Origin of the sequence: Telluribacter humicola (assembly GCF_017355935.1) — a bacterium.
Lineage (GTDB): Bacteria > Bacteroidota > Bacteroidia > Cytophagales > Spirosomataceae > Telluribacter > Telluribacter humicola.
Map to the genome: position 1 here is coordinate 263758 of NZ_JAFIQT010000002.1, position 24904 is coordinate 288661.

Genomic DNA, 24904 nt, shown 5'->3' on the forward strand with positions numbered 1-24904 from the left:
GATTGCAATAGCTTACCTGCTCTGGGGCTTTTCTCAAAAGGTGAATTATCGTTCCGGAAGCCGTTTTTTGATTTTCTTCTGCAGAATTATAATTTTTAATCGCCTGTGAATAAATAGATTTAACTGCCGCCTCCCTTTGTTACCTTTGAAAACAATAGGCAGCGCAGGGGCTGATGCAGCACAGCCCACTTCCTGCCTTTTAATACCTCTGTAAATCTCTTTTTAACCATAATAAACCTCAACTTTAATTATTGCAATGATGAAAAAACAACTACTCTCCTTAGCTGTGTTGGTAAGTGCTGTGCTGTGTATAGGCGGGTGCACAAAAAAGATTCAGAATACAGAGGTGTACGCGCAGGTGGCCAAACATCAGGTAATTGCCATTGTCCCGCCGGAAGTAGCTATCAATGGTATGAAAAAAGTTAGTAACGGGTCCATCAGTGAACTGCAACGGAAAGAGTCGCTGAATTTTCAGCAGCGGATGTACAGCTGGATGCTGAAAGGGAAGATTGAGAAGCGCATTTTTGTTTCCATTCAGAAGCTGCAGGATACCAATGATCGTCTGGCGGCGGCCGGGCACTTCGACGACCAGCCGCTCACTCCCGCCCAGATGTGTGATATTCTGGGGGTAGATGCTATCCTTGTGTCCAACTATCTGGTTAAGAAAGTAATGAGTGATGCAGAGGCGAAGACCCTGGGACTGGCGGTATGGCGGGCAGGAGTAGGTGCCCCGAGAGGAATGGGCGGCCCGACCAACAAAACGGCAGTAAGCCTGCAGATCTTTGATAAGGAAACGGGTCGCATGGTGTGGGACTACAGCAACCGGCTGAATGGAGATATCAAAAGTACCCCTGCTACCCTGGTCGACGATATGATGCGAATGGCCAGTCAGAACAGCCCTTACTACTATAAGAAAACAAAGTCGATCTAAGTCCTGAAGCGGGATCAGATCTGTATACGAACGAAAACTTTTATACAAAGCGGGGGAGACTGCCTTAGAGCAGTCTCCCCCGCTTTATAATTTATTTAGAGAAGCCCTTATTTATTAAAGGCCTCTTTTAATTCAGATACCGCCATAGCTTGGGCATCTTTGGCTTGGGACACTACGGCTGCCATCCCAAAAAACTCATGGGTCGTGCCGTCGTACACTTTGTGACTGGTACGTACACCTGCTTTTTCCATATTGTCCGCCAGTGTTTTACCTTCTGTCCGTAGCGGATCGTACTGCGCTCCGATAATAGTGGTAGGAGGCATACCTTTCAGATCAGCATTTACAAGAGAAATCATAGGATTGTCACCTTCAGCCGGACTATTAAGGTACTTGTCAAAAAACCACTTCATCAGGCCACTGCTCAGAGGCTTTACATTCTCACTCTCCCGGTACGATTCAGTAGTAAAGTCATGACCCGCTATGGGGTAAACCAGTACTTCATGGATAGGCAGTTGCATTCCTTTATCCCGGGCCATCATACTAACCGCGGCGGCCAGGTTGCCTCCGGCGCTTTCACCTACTACGGCTATCCGGTTAGGATCTCCTTTGATGGAAGCCGCGTTTTTAACGGTCCATTCGTAGGCAGCGTAGCTGTCGTTATGGGCGGTTGGAAACTTGTATTCGGGCGCCTGCCGGTAGGCTACCGACACCACTACGGCTTCGGCTTTATTGGCCAGCCCTTCCGCTGATGCATTGTACGTATCAAGATCTGCGATGACCCAGCCTCCGCCGTGGTAGTATACGATGACCGGATAAGAGTCCTTACCGGTCTTGGGAGTATAGATCCGCATATGGATCTGACCTCCGTCGACCGGGATTTTCCGGCCCATGGTGTCTACGTTGCTGGGGGGCTTGGGAATATTGTTTTCTTTCATTACGGCCATGGCCGCCTGAGCGGGGGTAGGTTGTTTTCTGGCTTGCTCGGCGGTCAGGGTAGTCAGGGGGGGAGCTTTGTAGCTGGCCAGTTGCTCTATGACTACGGCCATGGGATCAGTCATGTTTTTACCCCAGTCGGGCTTGGGCTGATTCGGTTCAAGATCTGCGGCTGAACTGGCTTCCATGTTACCCAGATTGTCAGATCCGGACATGGTGTTGTTAGTGGCACAGGAAGAAAGTAACAACAGGCAGGTGGCACCAGCTACGGTCAGGCTATTTCTGAGTAGTTTATTTGTCTTCATAAGTTGTAAATTTAAAGGTCTGGTACACAGCTCAGTATAATAGTGCCAGCTGCTTTTGTTGAAGCTTTTGATGGGGAAAGGGGATACTAAGTAGGAAGCCTTAAACAAAATAGTCTGGTGACGGGATTCTATTGCCGGAGAAGGGTAATATACTCGGCATATACGTAAGGGTCAGTTTTTTTGCTGATTATCAGCGAGGTACCTGCCTAGTGCTGGTCTGATTCATCAGGTCGGAGAGAGTCTTCATCCGGTTATTTTTCCACTTCACCATCAAAGATTGGCACCCGGCCTAAGGGCTGTGTAGCTTTGGTTATCTATTAGCCATGAAGCATTATGAAATGTGAAATACTACATACAAGTCGGGGTAGCGTGGAGGTCAGTACCTATGGACAGAACATCCATGGGAATGGCCCCCATGGAAATGGCCCCTATGGAAATAGTACCCCTCTGCTATATATCCACGGTGGACAGGGCAACTGCCACGAAACCCTCTTCCATAAGGGCTTTGACACCGGCAAGTACTACCTCATCACCCCTTCGCGGCCGGGCTATGGACATACACCCCTACTCGCCACTACCACGCCCCGTACTACGGCCGACCTGTTTGTGGCCTTGCTGGATGAACTGAATATAGATCGGGCGGTAGTCGTAGGTATATCGGCCGGCGGCCCAGCGGCGCTGGAGCTGGCCGCTCACTATCCGGACCGGGTATCCGCCTTGCTCCTGGTATCGGCTGTTACCAAAGAATGGCTCACTCCCGATAACCCCAGGTACCGAAAGGGCAAGCTGCTTTTTAATCAAACAATGGAGAAGTACAGTTGGGGCTTGTTCCGAGGGCTGTACAGGCTGCTGCCTCGTCTTATGGCCAAAACCATGTTTGCGGAGTTTTCCAGCATCAACCAAGCAGCTATCTCGAAGGAAGAAATCGCTGAGCTGTACGGGGTAGTGAGCAAGCTGCGTTCGTACGCGGGCTTCATGGTGGATCTGGACCAGCGCGTGAGCCGGGAGACGGTGGCCCGGGTGCAGGTACCTACCCTGATCCTCCATAGTATCAACGATGCCGCTGTGGATCTTGAGCATGCCCTGTACGCCAACAGCCTCATCAGAGGCTCCGCCCTGCGTACCTACAATAATAAGTGGGGCCACATGCTCTGGCTGGGGCCTGAAAGTGCGGAGCCTATCCGTGATGCAGTAGCTTTCCTGGAGCAGGTGAACAGGGATGAACAAAAAACAAGATCAAACTACCCAATCCAATGAGCCAGAACCCTATCAACTTGGGAGTACGTTTTTTACTGGAAATAGCCGCCCTGGTAGCCGTAGGAATGTGGGGTTGGCAAAAGCCCGAGGGAAATATAAAATATCTGCTGGTAGTACTGCTGCCGGTTCTCCTGGCGGCCATGTGGGGGGTATTCAGGGTACCCAATGACCCCGGTACTCCTCCGGTGCAGGTATCGGGCATGGTACGCCTCCTGATAGAAGCCTTTGTATTCGGATCAGCCATTGCCGCTCTTTATGACCTGGGACAACTGCGTAATAGCCTGTTCCTGGCGGGAATCCTGGTAGTACACTACCTGGTGTCGTACGACCGGGTCCAGTGGCTGCTGAGGCAGTAAATAAACTCTACTGAAAAGTGTATCGGAAGTAGGTAAGGTGATAGTGAAACCCTGTAGATTTATTCCAGAACAATTAAAAGGTAGTAAACTATAATCAGGACAAGACAAAGCAAACAAAAAGCCTTACGTTTCCGTAAGGCTTTTTGTTTGCTTATTATATGTTGCTAAGACTAAACTAGCTGAACATTAACTGCATTTAGTCCTTTTCTTCCTTCCTGAAGGTCAAATGACACTTCATCACTTTCTCTGATCTCATCTACTAGTCCAGAAACGTGTACGAAGTACTCCTGACCTGATTTGTCATCCTTAATGAATCCGAATCCTTTCGTGTCATTAAAGAATTTTACTATTCCGTTATTCATGCTGTTGTTTTTATAATACATAGGTACTACATCCCAGGTAGTACATAAGTTCATTATTTTTTTTGCCCCAATGCATCGAAAAGTCTTTAAAGTGCCTCCAGAGGCTTCAATAGCAAGAAAAATAGCTAAAATATATCTGTAACTCCTGCTCAGTGGTTGAAGCTTCTGCCTGACTTCCACCGTCCGATTATAGACTTCTAGTGGAGTTTCCGGACATAAGAAAGCCTTCCGTTTAGTAGATCGTACTACATTCGGAAGGCTTTCCTTATTACTCCATCCTTGTGATTGAGGATGATTTATGTCGCTTATTTAGCTTCTTACCGAACTACCTCGGGTGTTCCTTCCAGGATGTTGGCCAGGGAGTTGTCGTACAGGTCTTTGGCGGCGGCGGTACCGATCAGCGTCTGACCATCTACTACAAAACCTTCGCTGGTCACAGTACCCAGTTGGCGGAATGCTGTGTTGAGGCCGCCTAGTAGCTGCTCAAACTGCTGCTGCTTATTAGCCTTTACGCTCACCAGTACGCGGCTCTGCGCTTCGCCGAACAGGTAAGCATCCTTACGGAAGCCTTCGTCTGTGGTGATGTCAAAGCCCAGCTTACGGAACATAGCTGACTCGGCCAGGGCCACGAACAGACCACCATCCGACAGATCGTGTACCGATGCTATTACACCGGAGGTGATGAGCTGACGCACGGCCTGCTGCAGGCTGTACTCCTCGTCCAGATCAAAGGCCGGAGCGGGCGACTGCTTCACACCACGGTAGCTGTACAGGTACTCGGATGAAGCAATGTCATTCTTAGGGGTACCTACCAGATAGATCAGGTCACCTTCGGCCTGGAAAGCCAGCGGCGTCTGAAGCTCGGGCTTCTCCACCAGACCAATCATACCGATGGTTGGCGTCGGGAATACCGGTCCGTCGTCGGAGCTCTGGTTGTAGAAGCTCACGTTTCCGCCCGTTACGGGAGTGCCAAATTTCTCACAGGCCTTGCCCATACCCTTCACGGCCTGTACAAACTGCCAGTATACCTCGGGTACGTAAGGGTTACCAAAGTTGAGGTTGTTGGTCACGGCCAGGGGCTCGGCGCCGGCGCAGGTCAGGTTACGCGCTGCTTCCGACACGGCGATCTGAGCACCTATGAAGGGATCGGCGTTGACGTAGCGGCTGTTACAGTCGACGGTCATCGCCAGTGATTTTTCGTAGTCAGGACGGGCCGCGTCGCGGATACGTACCACGGCGGCATCCGAAGGCTCGTTGGTGGTGCGCGTCGCCGTACCTACCATCGAGTCGTACTGCTCCGCTACCCAGCGGCGTGAGCAGATGTTGGGGTGGGAGAGGAGGTGCTTCGCTACAGCTGACACCTCATTGCCCGCTACATCCTGTACACTGTCGATGCTGAATTTCTTGAACTCCTGATAGTAAGCCGGCTCGCGGTACTCGCGGTGGTACTGCGGAGCGCCACCACCCAGCACGAGGTCGTGCGCGGGTACATCGGCGATCAGCTGACCGTGCTGGTAGAAGTACAGACGTCCCGTATCGTTAGCACCGGCGGCTATTACTTCACCAATCTGTACGCAGTGCAGATCCCACTTATCAAATATGCCTTTTATAACATCTTCCTGGCCTTTGTCTACTACTACCAGCATACGCTCCTGCGACTCCGACAGTAGTATCTCCCAGCCATGCATGTTTTGCTGGCGGGTAGGTACCTTATCCAGGTCGATGATCATACCGTGCTCACCCTTGGCGCTCATTTCGGACGTAGAGCAGATGATACCGGCGGCACCCATATCCTGGATACCGATCACGTGGCCTGTAGCAATTACTTCCAGCGTAGCTTCCAGCAGAAGTTTCTCCATAAAGGGGTCACCTACCTGTACCGCGGGGAGTTTTTCGTTAGACTTGTCAGTGATATCTTCCGACGCAAACGTAGCGCCGTGGATACCATCCTTACCCGTAGCCGATCCCACAATAAATACGGGGTTACCTACACCGTACGACGTAGCCTTGGCTACCTTACCTGCCTCCACGATACCCGCCGAGAAGGCGTTGACGAGCGGGTTGGTGTTATATGACTCATCAAAGAACAGCTCGCCACCTACGGTAGGGATACCGAAGGCGTTGCCGTAGTCACCGATACCCTTCACGACACCCTTTACCAGCCACTTGGTCTTGGGCAGGTTGGGGTTACCGAAGCGCAGGGAGTTGAGCTGAGCGATGGGACGCGCGCCCATCGTGAATATATCGCGGTTGATACCACCTACACCCGTAGCGGCGCCCTGGTAGGGCTCGAGGGCCGAGGGGTGGTTATGTGATTCGATCTTGAAGCTACACGCCAGGCCATCGCCGATGTCCACCAGACCGGCGTTCTCTTCCCCGGCTTTGGCAAGCATGCGTTCGCTGTCGCGGGGGAGGGTCTTGAGCCATACGATGGAGTTCTTGTAGGAACAGTGCTCTGACCACATCACCGAAAAGATACTCAACTCGGTGAAGTTAGGGTCACGACCTAGTATTTCTTTGATGCGATCAAACTCTTCGGGGAGTACACCCAGCTTGCGGGCGGTTTCGACAGTGGGGAGGGCATTGCCGTCCAGAACTTCGGTAGATGACACTTTTTTCTCAGTTTACAGGTACATAGCCCGTGGTACGTAGTATATGGCTACGGTACCAAAAATTTTCGGACCTCTTTACTCACGCAAAATTAGGCTTTTAGCTCGACACAAGACAATTTCTGAGAAATATTTCTGGCAAACTATTGACTGGAAAGATTTCATTCTTAATTTTGCACCACGTTTGCGACACAGCAGATCTTCTTAGAGGGATGGCGGAGTGGTCGAACGCGGCGGTCTTGAAAACCGTTGTAGGGCAACCTACCGGGGGTTCGAATCCCTCTCCCTCTGCCACCCTAGAATTAAACCCCTGTAAATCAAGCATTTACGGGGGTTTGTCTTTTTTGTCGGCATATCATCGCCAAAATTCGTTTCTAAGGAATGACTTATCTGTCTATTTAATCTACTTATTATAAGGTTCTGAGTCAAGGTTCAATTTACCTCTAAGTATCCAGTGCCCAATTCTATAATTGTATTTTTCTTAGCTAATGAGATAACTTAGCAATGTGTCAATTAGACTTTGTACCAGTACAGTTCCCGAGACTGTTATGGACCAATATCTAACCATCTAATTCGTAATCTGGTGGAATTCAATGAGGTAGTGGAGGGCATTGAACGCATGTAAGCTCCCCTGTCTTATAACTGTACTATAATGTGATGAAGGAAGAGTCTGATCCCTGCCGTTATACTGCTTTTGTGAGATTACGAAGAGCTTTTAGACTGCTCTCATGTGTTATTATAGCAGTTATGGTAAATTAAGTGATTGATTATAAGGTAATTTATGCCATTAGATGAACTTCTGACCAAAAATATATGTACCTTTAAAATAGAGAAGTCTTAGACTTTCCATGAAACATTAGTTTCCTCATCGCCGACCGCACCTTGTAAGGTACCGCTGACTCTGAACGATCCTGACTAGAGCTGAGTAGTTCGTTGTGGCTACCTTCACCAAACTCCTTCTCACTTATCATTATGGTCAAGAACATCTTTCTGATTGAAGATGATGATACCACCATGCACCTGCTGCGAAAAACAATTCTACGGTGCAGCCTGGCTGAGAACATTATTGAGTTGAAGCACGGGATGCATGCTTTGGATTATTTAGAACAGGTTACTGCCGGGCAGGAAGGATTGGTGCCGGACCTTATCATGCTGGATCTGGATATGCCCGTTATAGATGGATGGCAGTTTCTGGATGAGTATACCCGGCTGTATATGCATCACTTTCCTCACACGCAGATCTGCATTCTGACAACTTCCGTAGATGAAGAGGATTATAAACGCGCCAAAGAATATCCAGTAGTCTCTTATTTCCTGAAAAAACCTTGTTTCTTTCCTGATCTGGAGGAGTTAAAACAACAGGTGTTCCTGAAGTCGCTCAATAAAAATACGGGTAAGTAGCGCCGGTCTTGTCTACCAAATAAGGTATGTATAGGTAATAGCTGATAAGAAGAAACCGCCCGATTGGGGCTGCCCGATCCGATCTACACGATTCGATCTGATTGAGTCCGGAATTGTCTTATTCTAGAATATACCTATTGTACTCTTACAATGATCCCCACCTCTTCCAACTCATCCAATAGTTGAAATAGTCCACTGCGTATAAGAGTACGCTTGTTTTGGTAAAATTGAGCCCGCAGGGTCAGATATTCGACGTAACTCCAGAACGTTAGTCGTGAGTGGAATGGAGATGACTCTTTCCACTTCTCGAATATTTCTACTGGTGTTTCACCTGAGATAATGTCTCCCTTGTTTGTTATGTATGTCATTGGCAAACCTCTTACTCTTCTGTTTGGAACCAACGTATATGCGTATTGTTTGTAGTTCAGCCCCGAATAATGTAGATAATACTACGTACTCCTGCATTGAGTACGCTCATAATAAAGCAACTACTAATGTAGCTGATTCTGCTCTTCTATTGAAGATATATTTATCAACCAGGCTTCCGGCACTTATCCTTACAGAATGATATGATTTAGCGTGATTGTATTGAAAGTCTATACTTGCCTAGCAGTAGCGATTACTCATCCGTAGTAGTAAAGAAGTGATTTGTGTTAGTGGAAAGAGTAGCAAGGGTGTTGCGTAGTGTATTGATAATTTCTTTATACCCATTGGGCTTGATAATGTACCCTACTGCTCCGAGTTCCTGGCAAAGCAGTATATCACCGGGATAATTGCTGGTAGAATAAATCACGACAGGAATGTCCCTGACCCGATGTAGCTTTTTTAGCTCGGCCAGAAGCAGCTTACCATTTATCTGGGGCAGATTCAAGTCCAGGAAGATGTAAGTCGGGGTAAAGCTTTCATCACTTTCCAGCTTATGCAGGGCCGCAGGCCCACTACTCTCAATAACCAATTCGATGTTAGGATCTATTGTGGTCAGAGCCGACTTAAAAAAATGATGATCATCAAAATCATCATCGATGAAGTAGCAAACAATATTCAAGGTGTGGACTAAATTAGTAGGTTAAGTATACCGGGGTATAACAAAGGTAGATACTATCAACTAATTTTGCCTGATGATTTCTTAATAAATTTTATTAATTCACTAAAATTGGTGACTTTTTTGAAGTCATAGCCTGTATATAGTCCATAATCAGGTACTGCTTCATACAGAAATACCTATAATATAAAAGCCCCGAAACGATACGTTTTGGGGCTTTTCTTATTTCAATAGCAGGCGTATCAGCCACTAGTCCTCGTAGATTGACATGGTTTGGGGGCCTTCCTTGTACAGGATGAAGTCAGCGCTTTCGGGCAGTTGGCTCAGTACCAGCGCCACCGCTTTGACTAGGTCATGGTAGCCACCGGGTTTGACCATGTAACCGGCCGCTCCCAGGGCTTTTACTCCATCTATGTCCTTCATGATGCTCGAAGTCGAGAAAACAATGATAGGTACTTCCGCCAGCCATTCTATCTGTTTGATTCGCGTAATAAGCTCCCTGCCATCTATGACGGGCATATTAAGATCAAGGAAAATAAATTCAGGTATCTGATGAGCGGCTTCGTACAGTTTCGTTAGGGCGATTTGACTACTTAATTCAGTAACACACAGCAGATCAGGTCTCACTTCGTTGATGGCAGTGGACAGAAAATAACTATCATCCGCATCATCGTCAATCAGGAAACAAATAGTATTCAATCGGATAGAGGGTAAAAGGTGTAATTCCGACACAAAGTAACTGAAAAGGTAACATATCTGTACCATGAAGTGAGTTAAAATGTCATTAAATTATTGATAAACAGCGAAATAAGGCAATTGGGGCTGATAATGGTTGGGTAGGTAGGGGATCTAAAATAGAATCCCCCCACTGAAATAATACATCAGTGGGGGGAATTAACCATTAGACATCACTGTATAGGAATTCAGAGAACTAATGATATAGTAACCTTTAGGTACTAGGTTTGTTTATTTTGAGCTGAATAAAGGGCCGCAACCAGTTTTCGATGCCATGAGTCTGGTGGCAATGCAGGCTCTTTTAGCGTTGCCTGAATGGATATACCGGATTAGTAGCGCAGTCAGAAAAGGCTGAATGGATTGCGGGGGCAGAAAAAATGATTCTCCTTCAGGAAGGGACTTTCAAGTACCCAGGTCAGGGTTTTGGTCAGTTCCCGGATCGAGGTAGGCTTCACTACATAGCCAATGGAACCCAGCTTTTTAGTTTCGGCTACAAAACCTTCATCCTCAAAGGTTGACAGGATAATGATCGGTACGTGGTCCAGCCGGTCTATCTTTCTTAGTTCAACGAGCGTCTGCTTTCCATTCAGACCCGGCATATCCATATCCAGGAATATGATATCGGGAATAAAGTCGGGATCGTTGCGAAGTTTTTCGACTGCAGCTGCCCCACTAGTTACAGCTACGCAATCTATATGCGGGTTTGTCTGTATCATGGCTATGGTGAAGATCTCGTGATCTTCCTCATCATCATCAATTAGTAGACAAAGGCCGTTTTTCATTCTATTAGTAAAGGAGTAATGATCATGGATATACTGGTATATAGTAACCAAAAGTATACAAAGATTGTGCGCAAAAATTAAAACAAATTTAGAAAATGTGAAAATGATTTTAGTCATGTGCACGGTGGGTGTCTGAGTCCTAGTACACTAGGGTCAGTTCAAAGGGAGTAAGTTTGTGGGCGGGAAGAGATGACACACAGAAAAGAGGAGATCTTCCATCCGGTGGAAGATCTCCTCTTTCAGAGCAATGGGGTTATTGGATATGCCCCCTTGTTATTACTAATCGGCAGTAGATGTACTACTCCATCAGGATTACCTACGTATGTAAAGTATGTTATGATTGTATGGAAGAACTAAGGGTATTACTCCAGCTTCAGCAGGAAACCCAGTTCTTCGAGCTGATCGACGATCAGGCGGTCGTCCCGTTCATCAAGGTGCTCACCGTAAAACAGATATACCCGAAGCGACAGGGATTCCAGATACTTTTCCCATTGGCGATTAGCATCATAGAACGTCGAGTTCTTCAAGTCTTTAAGGACATCCAGTGTAGACGTGCCCGATATGATCTTTCCATTTGCAGTTAGGTATCTCATCTTCGCTACAACTTTCATTACTACTAACTAACAATCTTGTATGTAACCGCTGTTGAGTGTTAATGTTAGAAAATAATTAGAAAATTTCCTATAAAAAATAAAATTCCCCCGCCAGCAACTCTGACGAGGGAATCATTACTCTATAAACCTTATACTCAAATCATTATTTGGATTACTCGATTCTTAGCAGCAGGCCGGCTTCCTCCAGATGGCTTAGAATCTGGCGGTGGCAACACTCTTTGATCTCTTTGTCAAAGAACCACTGCACACGCATCATCAGATCCTCCATGAAGTGATCCATGTGAAGGTGCGCATCGCTGGGCGATGAGTTCTTTAGCTCTTCCAGAATATCCCAGTGAGAATACCCTGTGAGTATAGTTCCGTGTGCTGTTAAGTACCGCATCTGTCTCTGCCTTAGTCTCTCACAGCACTAACACTACCTGCTTAAATATGTTTAAAAAAATCTTTGATTAATTCAGTCCCGACGGACCTAGAACATAGGAAGGGCAGGGGGATAGCCAGTAAAAGGTTCGCTACTTGTTCAGGAAAGCTTAAACAGACGCTACTAGTTGATTTTAAGTAGGTAAGCCTGGTCAAGGAGTTGCTCAAGGACTTCGTCCGGGTCCCGGGTAGTAATGCTGATTTGGTAGTGGGTATTGAGGTGACAGGCGAAACGGTCCAGAAAGACCTTCATTTCGGCTCCGTAGCAGAAGTCGTTCCTTATTTGTAACAGGACTTCGGTAGGCGTATTTCCTTCAAATACAGTTCCGGTCAACGAAACGAATTTCATAGATCTGCATCAGTTTATCCTAAAACAAATATATAAATTTTGTTTAAAGAATATTCCACAAAAAGCGTTATAAAAAAGATTATAATGAACTGGTGTCAAACCATTTTCCTGCCGACAGGTGAGAGAGTAATAACTGGTAGATCTGGATAACAACTATCGGGGGCGGCATCAGAAACGCGGTTACAAGTGTAGGTTTGTCAGGATTTATATCGCATATTTGTATAATAATGTATTAATGACAGCTCTTAGTGATGATTGATAATCTGCTTATAATAGAAGATGAAGAAGATACCATCAGTATCCTGAAGCGGCTAGTGTCTGCTAATCAATTTGCCAAGAATATTCATGTGCTCAGGAACGGCAAAGAAGGTATTGATTACTTTGAGACATTGACTTTGGAAAAGAATACGAATGCCCCGGATCTGGTGCTGCTTGACATACACATGCCTCAAATGAATGGCTGGGACTTTCTGGAGTGGTTTACGATACGTCATAAGCAGGAGTTTCCCAATACCAGCGTTTGTATGATCACGGTATCTGATGACCCTAAGTACCAGCAGCAGGCTTCGCGCTACTCCTGCGTAGTGGAGTTGATACAGAAACCATTATCGAGGAACCACCTGTCTTATCTCCGACAGTTTCAGGTACACCGAAAGCGCTTGTACTAGCAGCGAAATAATTTTGTGAAGGGGCAGAGCTAACACCTGCCCCTTTTCTATACTTGACCTGAGGGGCTACTGCTCATCGTTTGGCTGATGCGAAAACGGCATATTAACTCAGGGACTCTGCCCACTGAATAAAAAATTCTTTGAAAGGACAGGGTAGATCGATACTAGTGGCTAATTATACTAGTACCCAGGCACCCGGATACGATCATACGGAAGAATTTATCTATACACCACAGTTCATGGCTTTAGCCACACCTTTGAAGAGTTTGCATAGGTAAATTTGTAATTGTTTTTCATGCATCGGATTCCTTTAAGAACCTCACTTATCTACTTTATAGTAGGGACGACCGGGATAGTGGCCACGGATTTACTGCTTCATTATGTGTTTCAGATTGATCGGGGACTTACGGTTGCTATTGCCAAAGGGTTGCTGTTTGTTGCGGTTTCTTCTCTGATGCTGTACCTGATGATCAGGAAAAACTACCGGAAGCTGAGGCGGTCGGAAAAGCAGTACCGGGCCTTGTTTGAGAATAATCCCTCCCCCACCTGGATATACAAGCTAGCTGATCAGCGGTTTCTGGCGGTCAATGAGGCGGCTGTGCAGAAGTACGGGTACAGCCGGGATGAGTTCCTGAGCATGACTTGCCTGGAGTTAAGGCCTCAGGAGGATGTGGAGCGGTTTCTGAATTTCGTGGGTACATTTCATGATGAGTACCAGACGGCGGGTACATGGAGGCACCGCCTTAATAACGGAGAGATTATCTACGTGACCATCAACACCTACCCGGTTGACTTTAACGGTGAAGAAGCCGCGCTGGTGATAGCTGAGGATATAACCAAAAGATTAAAAACGGAACAGGAGGCAGAGCAAAAAAGCAAAAAGCTGGAAGAGTTGAATGAAAAGCTTCTTGAAAAGAGAGAAAGGCTGAGATATGTACAGAAGCTAGCCAAGGTAGCCGGCTGGGAGTATTACCCGGATGAGGATCGTCTGGTGGGGGCGGATGAGATACTGGGGCTGTTTTCTGCTGAAGACAAAGGCTCGCCTACGTATGCGGAGTTGTTTGAAGCTATCATACCCGAAGACCTGCCCAAGGTACTACGGGCTAACAAGCAACTACTGCGAACCGGGCAGAAGACGGAGGTATCATACCGGATCAGGTGGAATGAGCAGCTCCGGTACCTGCGGCAGGTGGGCGAAGCCGACCTGCTGGACGGGGTACGCATACTGAGGGGTATGGTACAGGACGTCACTGCCATGAAAAATATGGAGAAGGAGCGTGACCAGGCCGGAAGTACCCTGAGCCGAACGCTGGATAGTATTACGGACGGAGTCATAGAACTGGACAGATCCTGGCGGGTGACTCGTGTCAACAAGGCCTTCGAAAAACTTCTGGAGATAGAGGCCGGTAAAGTGGTAGGCCTGGCTGTATTGGATGTATTCCCGGATGCAGTATCGCTGAAGTCCTTTCCGGAGTATACCAATGTTATGGAGAAGGGCAGCGTGAGCCGGTTTGAAGAGTACTACGCTAGCCGGGAGCAATGGTTCTTTGTAACGGCAATACCCACGCAGGAAGGCATAGCGGTATATTTTAAGGATATAACGGAGCATAAAAGGAACGAAGAGCAGGTGCGTATATGGTTACACCGTTACGAGTCGGTGGCCAAAGCAACCAGTGAGGCCATTTTTGATTTTGATCTGAAGACCATGATGCTGATCTGGAACCAGGGGCTGGAGCGGATATACGGCTACGGGCCGGAATACCAGGAAACGCCACTGAGTTGGTGGGAGGAAAGAGTGCATCCGGAAGACCGGCAGAGGGCTAGTGAAAGTCTGGATAAAGGCATCAGGAATGGGTCCACTTTCTGGAGTGAACAGTACCGGTTCAGATGTGCCGATGGGACTTATAAATACGTAGAGGATAGTGGCCACATTATTTTTGATAGTAATCAGGAAGCCGTACAGATGATAGGCTCTCTGCGGGATATTGATGAGCTTATTAAGGCTAACGCGGAGAATAAACGACTGGCCGAAATAATCACCAAGGTGAATAATGTGATCGTGATTACGGATGTGGAAGGGAAGATCAGCTACATTAACCCACGATTTACGGAAGTGACCGGCTATACCTTCGAGGAGGTAGCTGGCCGGAAGCCGGGTGAGGTACTGCAGGGCGCTGAATCAGACCCGCAGACGGTAAGGCACATGGGCGAAGCGATCCGTGCCCGGCAATTCTTCTCGGTCGAGATCATCAACTACACCCGGGAGGGGCGTAAGTACTGGATGCAGATCGACTGCACTCCTATCTACGACGACTTTGGCAACCACCAGGGCTTCATAGCCATCCAGAATGACGTGACTGAGCGGAAAGAGAGAGAGGTATTACTACAGGAACACGTAAGGATACTCAAAGAAATATCCTGGCTGAACTCCCACGAGATCCGACGCCCCGTTACGGAGATCATGGGACTGATGTACCTGATCAAAGACTCCGATAGCGAATTAGAAAAAGTTGAATTATATGGGCTGGTCAATGAAGCTGCTCATAACCTGGATCGGATCGTGCGGGAGGTAGCCATGAAAGCATACTCCCTGTACGGTGAGAAGAGTCTTGGTAGTACAGATAAGTTATTCTGAGACTCGCTTCCTGAGAGGCGACCAACGAAAAGAGTCCGAAGCTACTGGCTTCGGACTCTTTTCGTTGGTATATATACAGTACTCTATACTCTATGATAATTCGCGGTGTATCTGGTCTTTCGACTTACCTACTTTCTGCTGGATCTTACCCCACATTTCATCTTCTTTACCTTCTGCGTAGGTCAGATCATCATCGGTCAATTCACCGTATTTCTGCTTTAACTTACCTTTCATTTCGTTCCAGTTACCTTTTGTTCTTTGCTCGTTCATGGCTTATATCGTTTTAGTGAATAATCTATTTCCTTTACTAATTACTATATATAGTAAAGAAACCATTCCAGACAGTTAAAACACAAAAATGAGCTAATTTAGGCGGTTTGTGGGTAATCTGATTCACGGTAATGTGCAATCAGGTCACAGTTTGAAGAGGTTAGTTAAATTATGTCTGAATCTAATTTTGAGGTTACTGATGTAGAAGATCTAGCTTGGATGTGTCTGTTTATACCTTCACAAAGATTTTGCTTCGATATAAAAAGTACAAAAATAGCCACACCAGTGCCAGCGCCCCCAGGGCGTTGGCTACCTCGTGCCAGGGTTCGGCCAGATGCTTATAGAGTCCTTCAAACAAGAGACTGGAGGATTTGCCGAAATCAATAAAGCGATAGGCCAGGTAGATGGCGAGCGAATTCATGCCAATGACCCTGAAAAAGAACGCCCAGCGGGTATACCCCTGCACATCTATAACCCAGTAGAAGGCTGCCAGAAACAGGAAAGCCATGCCTCCCGTGAGGAGTATAAAGGAACTGGACCATAGGTGCTTATTAATGGGTAGGTGAAGGTTCCACAGCAGTCCGAGCGCGACACCACCCACTCCGAATAGCACCAGCCTTTTCAGTATAGTAGTAGAGCCGGTACCCATACGTAGAGAGTCACCGGCTACAGAACCCAAAATAGTCAGACAAAAAGCGGGTAGTTGGGTACTTAGCGCCAGCTCGTCGTAGGTATGCTGCAGAAGGCGCCCCGGCATGATGTGCCGGTCAAGCCAGCCGATGAGGTTGCCTTCAAAGCTGAGGTCGCCGGCGCCGTAGCCGGGCACCGGTATTAAAAACAAGGCTGCGTAGTAGGTAAGCAGGATACCAGCCACCACCAACAGGCGCTGCTGGAGTGAAATGTTGAGATAAAGAAGCGTAGTAAAAAAAGTAGCCATACCTATGCGGCCCAGTACGCTACCGTAGCGGATACCCGCCGGATTAAACGGATCAACGGGCGCATTCTTATAGAGAATACCCAGGCAAATCAGGATCAGCATCCGCTTCGCGACCTTGCTGAATAGGGTATTTTTGGAAAGACCCCGTGCCACTCCACTGCTAAGGCTGTACGACAGAGACACGCCCGCCATGAACAGAAACAGCGGAAAGATAAAATCATAAAATGAGAAACCGTGCCAGGCCGGATGCTCAAACTGTCCGGCCAGGGTATCGACCCAGCCCCAGCCGGTCTTGCCGTGAAGCAGGGAGATAAACGCGCCCCCGCCGGCAATCATGAGCATGTCGAAGCCCCGGAGCGCATCGAGTGACTGGAGCCGGGCGGGCCTGGTGCTTATAACCGGCTCCTGGGCAGGTGGTACAGGGGTGGTAACGGTATGCATAGGTCAGGGTAGGGGTTGTACTGGGAACAATATCTTACTATACCTACTAAAAGCGCTGACATTCATACTACTACCTGATAGCAGTGCTCTTAATCGCTGAGCAATGGGACAGCTTTATAAAAAAGCCCCGAAGCAATGGCTACCAGGGCATTTTTATCATTATCAGACTAATTCAGAATTCAGGAATTCATCATTCAGAATTTATATAACTACTTATCCAGCCAACTTTTAAAAGGCGTTATTTTTTCTTTGCCAATGAAGACTTCAGGCTTGGGAGCCGGAGCCAGTTCCAGCTTGAGTTTACTCTGCGAGTACGTATGGATGTTTTTGATGCAGGAAAGGGACACCAGAAACTGGCGGTTGGCCCGGAAAAAATCATCCGGGTTGAGCATCGTGGTCAGCTTATCCAGGCTGTAGTCGATGGGGAGTCGCTGGCCATCCTGCGTAACCATGAATGTTACTTTTTCTTCGGAAAAGAAGTAGGCTACCTCGGCAACCTCAATAGTCCGGATACGAGTACCTACTGTTACCATAAAGCGGGTCTTATACTCCGGCTTGTTCTGCCCGATGGCCATCAGGAGTGTATCCAGGTCGGCTTTGGAGAACTGACGCTTCATGGACTTGAACTTATCAATGGCCGCCGTAAGGCCCTCAAGGCTCACGGGCTTAAGCAGGTAATCAATGCTGTTGACCCGGAAGGCCCGGATCATGTACTCATCAAAGGCCGTCGTGAATATGATCGGTACCTGCAGGTTGATCTGATCGAAGATACGGAAGCAGAGGTCGTCCTCCAGGTGAATATCCATAAACACCAGGTCCAGTTCCTGAGCCCGGTTCTGCAGAAACTCTATCGCCTCCCTGACGGAAGGAATCTTATCAAGTACCTGAATGCCGGAATCATAGCGGAGCAGCAGGCTTTCTAACCGCTCGGCGGTCAGGTCTTCATCTTCTATAATAAGTACGTTCATAAGGGTTCGGTAGAGTGTATGGGTAATTCAAAGGCAAAGGTGGCGCCCCGGCCCGGATGATGTTCGTACCAGATGTCGCCGTAGAGTTGTTGGGTCAATTTCTTGGCTATGGCCAGTCCCAAACCATTGGAGCTTTCGCCCGCGGTGGGTCGGGTGGATAGGCGGGTAAATTTCTGAAATAATTTATCTACTTCATCCAGTGGTACGCCGGCGCCTTCATCCTGTATGCGGGTGACCAGGTACACGCCGGACGTAGCCAGCTCTACATGGATCGTACTATTGACGGGGGAGTACTTAATGGCATTCGAGATCAGGTTATCCATGATCTGATACACGGCATCCGGGTCGGCCCACGCGTGTGGGTATACGCCAGGCAGTTGAGCGTCTACCTGTATGTTTTTGGCGGCCAGGGCATCTTTATATACTCCCAGTACTTTGTTGACTTTCTTCCTGAGGTCAACCGGCTGCCAGTGTAGCTGTACCTTGCCCGACTCAATGGCATGGATACTCAGGAAGTTTTTGATCAGACTGAGCATTTTATCAGCGCACTGAAGGATATTCTGAGCCTGTCCGGTACTGCTTTCAGGATGATCCAGAATCAGGTTGGCCTGGTGCTGGATGTTGTACAGCGGGTTTTTCAGGTCGTGCGATACGATCTGAAGCAACTCGTTCTTTTCTTCGTTCAGCTTCTTAAGCTCCCGGTTCTTAAGCTTTATTTCCAGGTTGTTCTGTTCGATTTTACGAGCGTCCTCTTCGGCTTTTTCCTTGGCCAGCCTGAGCGACTCTTCCAGCTTTTTCCGCTGCGTTATGTCCCGCACGTTGGCCAGTATTCCGCCAATAGCCTTGTTGTTGAGCTGACTGGAGGCGTGGGTTTCCAGGTGACGGTAGTATCCGTTGGCGTCCTGCACCTGGTACTCCACCGTTACTTCCTGCATGTCGCCCATAACCAGTTTCGTAAACAGATCCAGTACCCGGGGGCGATCGTCAGGATGAACCCACCAGAGAGGCTCCTGCTGCTGGTTGAAGCTCTCCATCGTAAAGTCGAGCAGGTGGTTCTCCCGGTTTGTGAACAGGATCTTTCCTTCCGCGTCAAAGATCTGAATGGCATCTTTGATGCTACTCATGATCGTCTGGAAGCGCTGAGCACTCTCGGCCAGCCGGGCTTCCATTTCCTTGTGCTCGTGTATATCCCGGATATTCAGGATGATGCCGTTGACCAGTGGGTTGTCCAATTGGTTAGAAGCGGTGGCCTCTACCCAGCGCCAGGTTCCATTTTTGTGCAGAAAACGCCAGTTGAATACTATAGGGGTTGGCTTCTCGCAGCATTGGTTCACAAATCCGAAATATGTATCGCGTACCCGGTCCCGGTCGTCAGGATGATGGAGAAGGTACTGACTCCGCATCAGGAATTCATCGGGTTCGTAGCCAAGTACCCGCTTGACAGATGGGCTTACGTAGCGCTCTATTCCTTGTGCATCGGATATAACAATGACATCCGAGCTATGTTCGATCAGGGCTTTGAATAGCTCAGATTGACGGTGGATCTCTTCAGGGGTTATACCACTATCTTCATTATTCATGGGGGGTACGTACATTTGTATTAGAGGGTTATCCATAAAATACCAATGAAGTGTTGGGGGGCATCAGGGGTATTTTACGGAAAGTTACGTAGTTAAACATCACCTTCCAAAGGTTATGGTACTGTACCTCGTTTGGCATACCAGTAGTATATTGAAGAACAGGAGTATGGTAATTTTCTGAATAGAAGTATTCAAGTGTTGGCCGGGTTAGCAAGAGTTTCTTTTTATCAGAGGCTGCTCGTGTTTTAGAGTTCAATATCGTTTCAGAAAGCTTCTGCTCTCTCATAATTGGGCGGCAGGAGCGGCACTGTGACCTGAAACTGGTCCGCTATTTCCTCCACGCTTACCACTTGATCGGTGTACATCTCGTAACGCTGACAGATGCTCGAAAGCCCCTGTGGAATGGTACGATCAGGTACCGTCCGGATCTGTAAGTTATTGGAGACTACCAGCTGACCGTCGGTCCGGGTCGAGATGGTTACTGTGAGCGGCTCGGAGGCCGACATCCTGTTGTGACGGATGGCATTCTCGATCAGTAGCTGCAGGGTAAACGGGAGCAGTGTCCGTTTGGTAGCCGATTCGTCACACTGAAACAGGACCTTGAATTTGCGGGCAAAACGTACTTCCTGAATGAACGCGTACGAACGGGCAAAATCCAGCTCCATACCCAGGGTGACCAGTTGGTCGTCTTTCTGCTCGAGCAGGTAGCGGTACACCCGGGCCATATGGTCAATGAACTGCTCCGACAAGTCAGGGTCTTTGCGAACCAGCGATGAAAGCACACTCAGACTATTGAATAGAAAATGCGGGCTTACCTGATTCTTCAAGGCGGCGAACTGAGCCTGGAAGTGTACGTTAGGTAATATATCTTTTGAATCCGACATGGAGATCATTTCATTGGCACAATAGAGAGCGGGTGAGCTCTGATTAGATGCAAGTTCTAAGTTTTCAGGTTATTTGAAAAAAAAGGTATACCAAAGTGGCGATATTTCCGGATGAACCGGCGGTGAGGCCGACCAAGATATACCTCTTTTTTCAAACAGACCCTTGCTGATGAAGTGAAGGTGTAGTCAGAGAATGATCAGAACTGGATACCTACGTTCAGGCCCGGCCACATCATGACTCGCGTCTTGTTGTTGAACAGCTTGTTGTACACATTGTAGCTTACCCACTCGGTACCAATAGTACCATCGTTGGTACGGAGTTGCGTTACCTGTACATTGAAGGTAGGTGTCACCGTCAGAGCAAAGTTGTTTTTAAGGGGCAGAATAAAGCTGGCACGTAGCTGATTCAACTGGTTCAGGGCGTTCCAGCTGGTTCTGTGTTCGTGGATCTGATAGGACATTCCTTCAATGCTCAGCTGGCTCTTTTTTCCGATGAAGAAATTGGTACCTATTCCGTAGCCGTAGCCCCAGCGGGTATTTTTGGTCTCGGGTAGGGTAGCACCGGCCGCAAATATGTTATAGAACTTGCGGTTACCGCCCATCTTCAGCGCTACGTTTCCGTATAGCACGTCGCTTCCCCACAGCTCTACGCGGCGGTAACCATCTTTGGCTACGTTGATGAGTCCTATCTGTACACCATCAACATGGTTAGCCAGGTTAATGAGGCCAATCTGAGCGCCTTTTACATTGCCTGCTGCCACATTCACAATACCCGCTACCTGAGCGCCTTCCACCGATGTAGCTACGTTGGCTATGCCTGCAAACTGCGCTCCATCCAGCTCTTTACCGGTTATATTGGCAATTCCACCAAACTGGGCACCGTTTACCTCCTTACCAGCTACGTTGACTATACCACCAAACTGAGCGCCTTTGAAGGAGCCTCTTACGGCATTGAATATTCCGGCAAACTGAGCACCCCGTACATTATCCGTTTCGATTGCAAACAGGCCGCTAAACTCAGCTCCATTCAGGCCTCCGGCGGCTCCACCCAGCATGTTCAGGGAGAAGTTATTGATGTATCGGGTACTATAGATCCCGTTGGTACTCAGAGGAGGGACAAAGCTCACCTGAGCCAGGCGTGTTGATAGTTCTTTTTCAGGAGTAGCATCGGATTGGGCAAAGGAGTTGATGCTGATGGCTGACGCTAGTGTGAGGGCGATAATAGATGTTTTCATGGCTTTTTTACTTGTTAAAACTCTTTGATAGTTTTATTTAAAATAGTTCTGTTTCTATTCAGGACACCTTACTGGCGGTTTCCCCTGTCTTTTTTTATGTTTTTTTTGCTTAGTACTTCCAGTGCTTTTTGGAGTGCGGTATCTCTTCCGGCTCTTACATCCTGTATAGTAGGCGCTACGTACACGTCGGGCTGGATACCAGTACCTACCCATTCTGTACCGTCGTAAAAGTAGTCACGCTTGGCGCAGATGCGGGCTGATCCACCTCCCGGCAACCGGAAGAATAACGGCTGTCCGGTACTACCTCCCGAAGGTTCGCCAATAATAAGCCCACGCTTTGCCTGCCTGAACGACGACAGGAAGTCTTCGGCGGCCGAGAAGGTGTAGGAGCTGCTTAGTACCACTACCGGGCCGTGGAAGTAATCGGTGGTGTCAGGGTTGGTGATCTTGTAGTCGTAGGTATCACCAAACCAGCTCTGGGTACTGCCCCAGGCTCGCTTAACGGGCTGGTAGTTGCGGCTTTCCCACTTTACGAGCGGAAAGTTTTTGTTGGTCAGCCGGGCCAGGATGTCCCAGCCGTTGCCACTGTTGCCACCCCCGTTCTCACGCACATCCAGAATGAGTGAACCGGCTTTTTTGAGTTGAGGATATATAGAGTCAAACTCAGCTTTGATCTTCTCATCGTGAAAGCTGTTAAGTACTACGTAAGCTACGTTACCCGGCAGCATGCGGTACTCGAGCAGGCGACGTGACGTAAAGAAATCCATGAAAGGTACGTCATACTTGAGTGTGCGGGTTAATGTTTTGCCGTCGGCGGTCCGGAAGGTAACATCTACCGGTTCCTCCTTTTTGCCCAGCAGGAACTGGAAGCCATAGGTTGCATTGAGACGGTACTGCTCGGTATTGGAGCTTACGTAGGGGCGGATGGTGCGGTTGGCAAAGGCGTGTACCTCTTCACCGTTGATGTGGGTAATCTCCAGGCCCTTCTGCACGCCCTGTGCCGCTAGTTTTTTATTCACTACGTCCAGCACCAGTACCTTGCCTTCCACCAGGGCGGTGACGACACCTACCTTAGCGTGCTGGTTCTGGACTTCCATGGGAGGATACACACCCGTATGGCCGTCGTTCAGCTGGGCAAACATCTCCTGCAGGGTCAGGTAGTACTCAACGGTGCTCTTGCTTTTCTGGACCTTCGGGATGTAGCTGACGTACAGGCTGTCCCAGTCCAGATGAGGTACTTTGTCGAAGAAGGCGAAGTTATATTTAGCCTCTGACCACACCAGCGACAGCCCCGCCAGTTTCTCCTGCTCGGTCAGGTTTTCCTTGTAGGTGCTTTCCCAGACGGGGCTGTTCCAGCGGGCACCCTGCTCGTACAGCGTTTTAGAGGTAGTACCTTGCTGTGCCATAGCAAAAGAAGCGGTACTAAACAGGCAGGCCAGGGTGAGTATCTTTTTCATGGCTTTTGTTTCGTGTTGATTGGTTTGATGGTTCAAAGTTACCTGGCGGATAGCAGGTTGAAAAAACAGTGTGACCGAAGTGGCAATTTTGGACGATGAAGTACCTTGCTGGGGTGACGATGGAATGGAGATAAATAAAGCCCCGGCAGTAGTACTACCGGGGCTTTAAGATAAAGATGTGTCGCCGCCGCTGGGGCTCAAAAGGCTTTTGGGTACCTTATGATTCTACTTAAGTACTGCCCCGCAGGGGCTTAATGGTAGCGGGCTATTGCGGCTCTGCTTTACCGAATTGGTAAGAGCTAAAAAAATGTCGGGTATGTCAGTCACCAGGCAGCCTAACAACCTTTTGTAAAGCGACAAATCTTCAACAAGCAATAATTAAAAATTCCTAACTCACCGCTGCGGCCGCTCAGTCGTTCATTCGCTCTTGCTCAATCAGCTTGTCCAGCCGGACTATGCTCTGCACCATGGCCCGGACGCTATGGTAGTTGATCTTCCAGGAGTGGCTCATGTGCGTCCAGATGGGCTCACCCTGGCGCGTAAGCAGGGGCTTCCATTCACCTACCTGGTGGTCAATGATGTAGTCAAAGACAAAGCGATGCACGGCATGATAGGCCTCCAGAAAACGCTCATCCTCGTAGACCCGGTAGGCATCCAGCAAGCCAATGAGTACCTCGGCCTGCTGCCAGAATTCCTTCTCCCGGTCATAGACCTCACCCGCGTGCGAGCCTTCGACAAATACTCCTCCGTACTCCCAGTCGATGCCGTAGTCCACCGCATGGTTAAACGACTGCAGGAGCTGCGTGCGAAAGTCCTCGTGCGGGATGCCCAGTATGTCCAGGGCGTGCATGAGCAGCCAGGCAAACTCCACATTATGCCCGTAGCTGGTGTTGTCTTCGGCGGCACTCTTGGTACCGTCTTCGGTAAAGCGGTCCCAACCCCATACGATGTCAAACTTGATCTGCGGAGCCACGCGCCAGTCCGCCCAGAACTGCGGAATGCCCGTGCCGTAGTCGGGGTGCATGATCTTGTTGGTGAGCAGCTGTATCACTTCCAGCAGCTTACGACGGTGTACATCCTGACCACTGCATTCGTAGAGCGTCGTGAAGGCCTCCATCAGGTGCATGTGGGCGTCCAGGGTTTTGCGGTCACCTCCGGCGGAGCCGGGACCTTTGAGCGTCCAGTCACGCTGGAACATCTCGAAGTATCCTCCGTAGTAGGTGTCGACGGCGTACTTCTGCAGCAGGTCAAACAATTTCTGGGCGTATTCCAGTCCGCGCGGGTCGCCGGTAGCCAGCGTGTACTCGCTAAGGCTGTAAATGGCGAAGCTATGGCCGTAGACGATCTTCTCATCAATCTTAACGTTGCCCTTACGGTCCATGAGCCAGTAGAAACCACCATGCTCGTGATCCCACATCTTGTTGAGCAGGAAGTCCACTCCGTGTCGGGCCATATCCGCAAATCGCCCCTCGCCGTACCCGGCCCGGTGTACCGATGAAAAGGTATAGATGCTGCGGGTCTGGGCTATAAGGGATTTTTCATCTTCACCGGTGTCGTTGCCGTCTTTGTCGAAGTGGGTGATGAAACCTCCGTTCTCTCGGTCTACGCAACGTTTTTCCCAAAAGGGCAGGAGTTCCTGCGTCAGGTGGTGGTGGGCCTCCTGTCGGTACTGTGTGAGCTGTTCAATATTCATTCAGAGTGGTATGAGTGTTGGGTTTAGGGAAATTAATGTA

24 protein-coding genes and 1 tRNA gene are annotated in these 24904 nt (G+C 48.6%); 7 read left to right on the plus strand and 18 right to left on the minus strand.

Annotation, left to right across the window (positions count from 1 at the left end):
- Nucleotides 1-412: 412 nt before the first annotated feature.
- Nucleotides 413-931: a hypothetical protein gene (locus tag JUB14_RS12060; RefSeq protein ID WP_207506339.1), complete on the plus strand. Its 519-nt coding sequence runs from the start codon at nt 413-415 to the stop codon at nt 929-931.
- Nucleotides 932-1038: 107 nt separating this feature from the next.
- On the opposite strand, the gene JUB14_RS12065 is transcribed toward JUB14_RS12060, so the two are convergent.
- The gene (locus tag JUB14_RS12065; RefSeq protein ID WP_229367776.1) at nt 1039-2169 is read right to left on the minus strand and encodes an alpha/beta hydrolase; all 1131 of its coding nucleotides are present in this window, start codon (nt 2167-2169) and stop codon (nt 1039-1041) included.
- Nucleotides 2170-2502: 333 nt separating this feature from the next.
- On the opposite strand from JUB14_RS12065, the gene JUB14_RS12070 reads away from it, so the two are divergent.
- Nucleotides 2503-3426 (plus strand): alpha/beta fold hydrolase, encoded by a 924-nt coding sequence (locus tag JUB14_RS12070; RefSeq protein ID WP_207506341.1) that lies wholly within the window; start codon nt 2503-2505, stop codon nt 3424-3426.
- Nucleotides 3423-3782, plus strand: a complete 360-nt coding sequence (locus JUB14_RS12075; RefSeq protein WP_207506343.1) for a YrdB family protein — start codon at nt 3423-3425, stop codon at nt 3780-3782. The genes JUB14_RS12070 and JUB14_RS12075 overlap by 4 nt, the downstream gene beginning before the upstream one ends.
- 170 nt (nt 3783-3952) lie before the next feature.
- Here JUB14_RS12075 and JUB14_RS12080 read toward each other — a convergent pair whose 3' ends face one another.
- Nucleotides 3953-4144 carry a cold-shock protein gene (locus JUB14_RS12080; RefSeq protein ID WP_207507174.1) on the minus strand — a complete coding sequence of 64 codons (192 nt, stop codon included), beginning with the start codon at nt 4142-4144 and terminating at the stop codon, nt 3953-3955.
- A 317-nt stretch (nt 4145-4461) separates the two neighbouring features.
- Complete coding sequence (gene purL / locus JUB14_RS12085) at nt 4462-6756, minus strand: phosphoribosylformylglycinamidine synthase subunit PurL (RefSeq protein WP_310586135.1); 2295 nt, start codon at nt 6754-6756, stop codon at nt 4462-4464.
- Nucleotides 6757-6959: 203 nt separating this feature from the next.
- Between purL and JUB14_RS12090 the strand changes: the two genes are divergently transcribed.
- Nucleotides 6960-7047, plus strand: a tRNA-Ser gene (locus JUB14_RS12090).
- 678 nt (nt 7048-7725) lie between these two features.
- Nucleotides 7726-8154: a response regulator gene (locus JUB14_RS12095; RefSeq protein WP_207506345.1), complete on the plus strand. Its 429-nt coding sequence runs from the start codon at nt 7726-7728 to the stop codon at nt 8152-8154.
- 134 nt (nt 8155-8288) lie between these two features.
- On the opposite strand, the gene JUB14_RS12100 is transcribed toward JUB14_RS12095, so the two are convergent.
- The 7 genes from JUB14_RS12100 to JUB14_RS12130 all read right to left on the minus strand — a co-directional run bounded on the left by JUB14_RS12100 (nt 8289) and on the right by JUB14_RS12130 (nt 12096).
- Nucleotides 8289-8522 (minus strand): hypothetical protein, encoded by a 234-nt coding sequence (locus JUB14_RS12100; RefSeq protein ID WP_207506346.1) that lies wholly within the window; start codon nt 8520-8522, stop codon nt 8289-8291.
- A gap of 251 nt (nt 8523-8773) precedes the next feature.
- Nucleotides 8774-9199 carry a response regulator gene (locus JUB14_RS12105; RefSeq protein ID WP_207506347.1) on the minus strand — a complete coding sequence of 142 codons (426 nt, stop codon included), beginning with the start codon at nt 9197-9199 and terminating at the stop codon, nt 8774-8776.
- A gap of 246 nt (nt 9200-9445) precedes the next feature.
- Complete coding sequence (locus JUB14_RS12110; protein WP_207506348.1) at nt 9446-9895, minus strand: response regulator; 450 nt, start codon at nt 9893-9895, stop codon at nt 9446-9448.
- Between the two features lie 377 nt (nt 9896-10272).
- A complete protein-coding gene (locus tag JUB14_RS12115) occupies nt 10273-10713 on the minus strand; it encodes a response regulator (protein ID WP_207506349.1) in 441 nt (146 codons plus the stop codon).
- Nucleotides 10714-11075: 362 nt separating this feature from the next.
- On the minus strand, nt 11076-11306 hold the full coding sequence (locus JUB14_RS12120) for a hypothetical protein (RefSeq protein WP_207506350.1): 231 nt from the start codon (nt 11304-11306) through the stop codon (nt 11076-11078).
- A 172-nt stretch (nt 11307-11478) separates the two neighbouring features.
- Nucleotides 11479-11709 carry a hypothetical protein gene (locus JUB14_RS12125; RefSeq protein WP_207506351.1) on the minus strand — a complete coding sequence of 77 codons (231 nt, stop codon included), beginning with the start codon at nt 11707-11709 and terminating at the stop codon, nt 11479-11481.
- 162 nt (nt 11710-11871) lie between these two features.
- Complete coding sequence (locus tag JUB14_RS12130; protein WP_207506353.1) at nt 11872-12096, minus strand: hypothetical protein; 225 nt, start codon at nt 12094-12096, stop codon at nt 11872-11874.
- Nucleotides 12097-12347: 251 nt separating this feature from the next.
- Between JUB14_RS12130 and JUB14_RS12135 the strand changes: the two genes are divergently transcribed.
- Both JUB14_RS12135 and JUB14_RS12140 read left to right on the plus strand, forming a co-directional pair.
- Nucleotides 12348-12764 (plus strand): response regulator, encoded by a 417-nt coding sequence (locus JUB14_RS12135; protein WP_207506354.1) that lies wholly within the window; start codon nt 12348-12350, stop codon nt 12762-12764.
- 382 nt (nt 12765-13146) lie between these two features.
- Nucleotides 13147-15399 carry a PAS domain S-box protein gene (locus tag JUB14_RS12140; protein ID WP_207506356.1) on the plus strand — a complete coding sequence of 751 codons (2253 nt, stop codon included), beginning with the start codon at nt 13147-13149 and terminating at the stop codon, nt 15397-15399.
- Nucleotides 15400-15489: 90 nt separating this feature from the next.
- Here JUB14_RS12140 and JUB14_RS12145 read toward each other — a convergent pair whose 3' ends face one another.
- The 8 genes from JUB14_RS12145 to JUB14_RS12180 all read right to left on the minus strand — a co-directional run bounded on the left by JUB14_RS12145 (nt 15490) and on the right by JUB14_RS12180 (nt 24864).
- Nucleotides 15490-15669 (minus strand): CsbD family protein, encoded by a 180-nt coding sequence (locus tag JUB14_RS12145; RefSeq protein ID WP_207506358.1) that lies wholly within the window; start codon nt 15667-15669, stop codon nt 15490-15492.
- A 229-nt stretch (nt 15670-15898) separates the two neighbouring features.
- Nucleotides 15899-17047: an acyltransferase family protein gene (locus JUB14_RS12150; protein WP_207506360.1), complete on the minus strand. Its 1149-nt coding sequence runs from the start codon at nt 17045-17047 to the stop codon at nt 15899-15901.
- 209 nt (nt 17048-17256) lie between these two features.
- Nucleotides 17257-18015 (minus strand): LytR/AlgR family response regulator transcription factor, encoded by a 759-nt coding sequence (locus tag JUB14_RS12155; RefSeq protein WP_207506362.1) that lies wholly within the window; start codon nt 18013-18015, stop codon nt 17257-17259.
- Nucleotides 18012-19610 carry a sensor histidine kinase gene (locus JUB14_RS12160; RefSeq protein ID WP_207506365.1) on the minus strand — a complete coding sequence of 533 codons (1599 nt, stop codon included), beginning with the start codon at nt 19608-19610 and terminating at the stop codon, nt 18012-18014. Before JUB14_RS12160 ends, JUB14_RS12155 begins: the two co-directional genes overlap by 4 nt.
- Before the next feature lie 248 nt (nt 19611-19858).
- A complete protein-coding gene (locus tag JUB14_RS12165; protein WP_207506367.1) occupies nt 19859-20479 on the minus strand; it encodes a sensor histidine kinase in 621 nt (206 codons plus the stop codon).
- Between the two features lie 197 nt (nt 20480-20676).
- Nucleotides 20677-21714 (minus strand): LA_2272 family surface repeat-containing protein, encoded by a 1038-nt coding sequence (locus JUB14_RS12170; RefSeq protein ID WP_207506369.1) that lies wholly within the window; start codon nt 21712-21714, stop codon nt 20677-20679.
- 68 nt (nt 21715-21782) lie between these two features.
- Entirely contained in the window at nt 21783-23171 is a 1389-nt protein-coding gene (locus JUB14_RS12175; protein WP_207506371.1) for a S41 family peptidase, read from the minus strand.
- 409 nt (nt 23172-23580) lie between these two features.
- The gene (locus JUB14_RS12180; protein ID WP_207506373.1) at nt 23581-24864 is read right to left on the minus strand and encodes a beta-1,2-mannosidase; all 1284 of its coding nucleotides are present in this window, start codon (nt 24862-24864) and stop codon (nt 23581-23583) included.
- Between the last annotated feature and the right edge of the window lie 40 nt (nt 24865-24904).

Coding starts and splice junctions, on each gene's coding strand:
- JUB14_RS12060 (WP_207506339.1), top strand. CDS start 413: ATGAAAAAAGTTAGTAACGGGTCCATCAGTGAACTGCAACGGAAAGAG.
- JUB14_RS12065 (WP_229367776.1), bottom strand. CDS start 2,169: ATGAAGACAAATAAACTACTCAGAAATAGCCTGACCGTAGCTGGTGCC.
- JUB14_RS12070 (WP_207506341.1), top strand. CDS start 2,503: ATGAAATGTGAAATACTACATACAAGTCGGGGTAGCGTGGAGGTCAGT.
- JUB14_RS12075 (WP_207506343.1), top strand. CDS start 3,423: ATGAGCCAGAACCCTATCAACTTGGGAGTACGTTTTTTACTGGAAATA.
- JUB14_RS12080 (WP_207507174.1), bottom strand. CDS start 4,144: ATGAATAACGGAATAGTAAAATTCTTTAATGACACGAAAGGATTCGGA.
- JUB14_RS12095 (WP_207506345.1), top strand. CDS start 7,726: ATGGTCAAGAACATCTTTCTGATTGAAGATGATGATACCACCATGCAC.
- JUB14_RS12100 (WP_207506346.1), bottom strand. CDS start 8,522: ATGACATACATAACAAACAAGGGAGACATTATCTCAGGTGAAACACCA.
- JUB14_RS12115 (WP_207506349.1), bottom strand. CDS start 10,713: ATGAAAAACGGCCTTTGTCTACTAATTGATGATGATGAGGAAGATCAC.
- JUB14_RS12120 (WP_207506350.1), bottom strand. CDS start 11,306: ATGAGATACCTAACTGCAAATGGAAAGATCATATCGGGCACGTCTACA.
- JUB14_RS12125 (WP_207506351.1), bottom strand. CDS start 11,709: ATGCGGTACTTAACAGCACACGGAACTATACTCACAGGGTATTCTCAC.
- JUB14_RS12130 (WP_207506353.1), bottom strand. CDS start 12,096: ATGAAATTCGTTTCGTTGACCGGAACTGTATTTGAAGGAAATACGCCT.
- JUB14_RS12135 (WP_207506354.1), top strand. CDS start 12,348: ATGATTGATAATCTGCTTATAATAGAAGATGAAGAAGATACCATCAGT.
- JUB14_RS12145 (WP_207506358.1), bottom strand. CDS start 15,669: ATGAACGAGCAAAGAACAAAAGGTAACTGGAACGAAATGAAAGGTAAG.
- JUB14_RS12150 (WP_207506360.1), bottom strand. CDS start 17,047: ATGCATACCGTTACCACCCCTGTACCACCTGCCCAGGAGCCGGTTATA.
- JUB14_RS12155 (WP_207506362.1), bottom strand. CDS start 18,015: ATGAACGTACTTATTATAGAAGATGAAGACCTGACCGCCGAGCGGTTA.
- JUB14_RS12160 (WP_207506365.1), bottom strand. CDS start 19,610: ATGTACGTACCCCCCATGAATAATGAAGATAGTGGTATAACCCCTGAA.
- JUB14_RS12165 (WP_207506367.1), bottom strand. CDS start 20,479: ATGTCGGATTCAAAAGATATATTACCTAACGTACACTTCCAGGCTCAG.
- JUB14_RS12170 (WP_207506369.1), bottom strand. CDS start 21,714: ATGAAAACATCTATTATCGCCCTCACACTAGCGTCAGCCATCAGCATC.
- JUB14_RS12175 (WP_207506371.1), bottom strand. CDS start 23,171: ATGAAAAAGATACTCACCCTGGCCTGCCTGTTTAGTACCGCTTCTTTT.
- JUB14_RS12180 (WP_207506373.1), bottom strand. CDS start 24,864: ATGAATATTGAACAGCTCACACAGTACCGACAGGAGGCCCACCACCAC.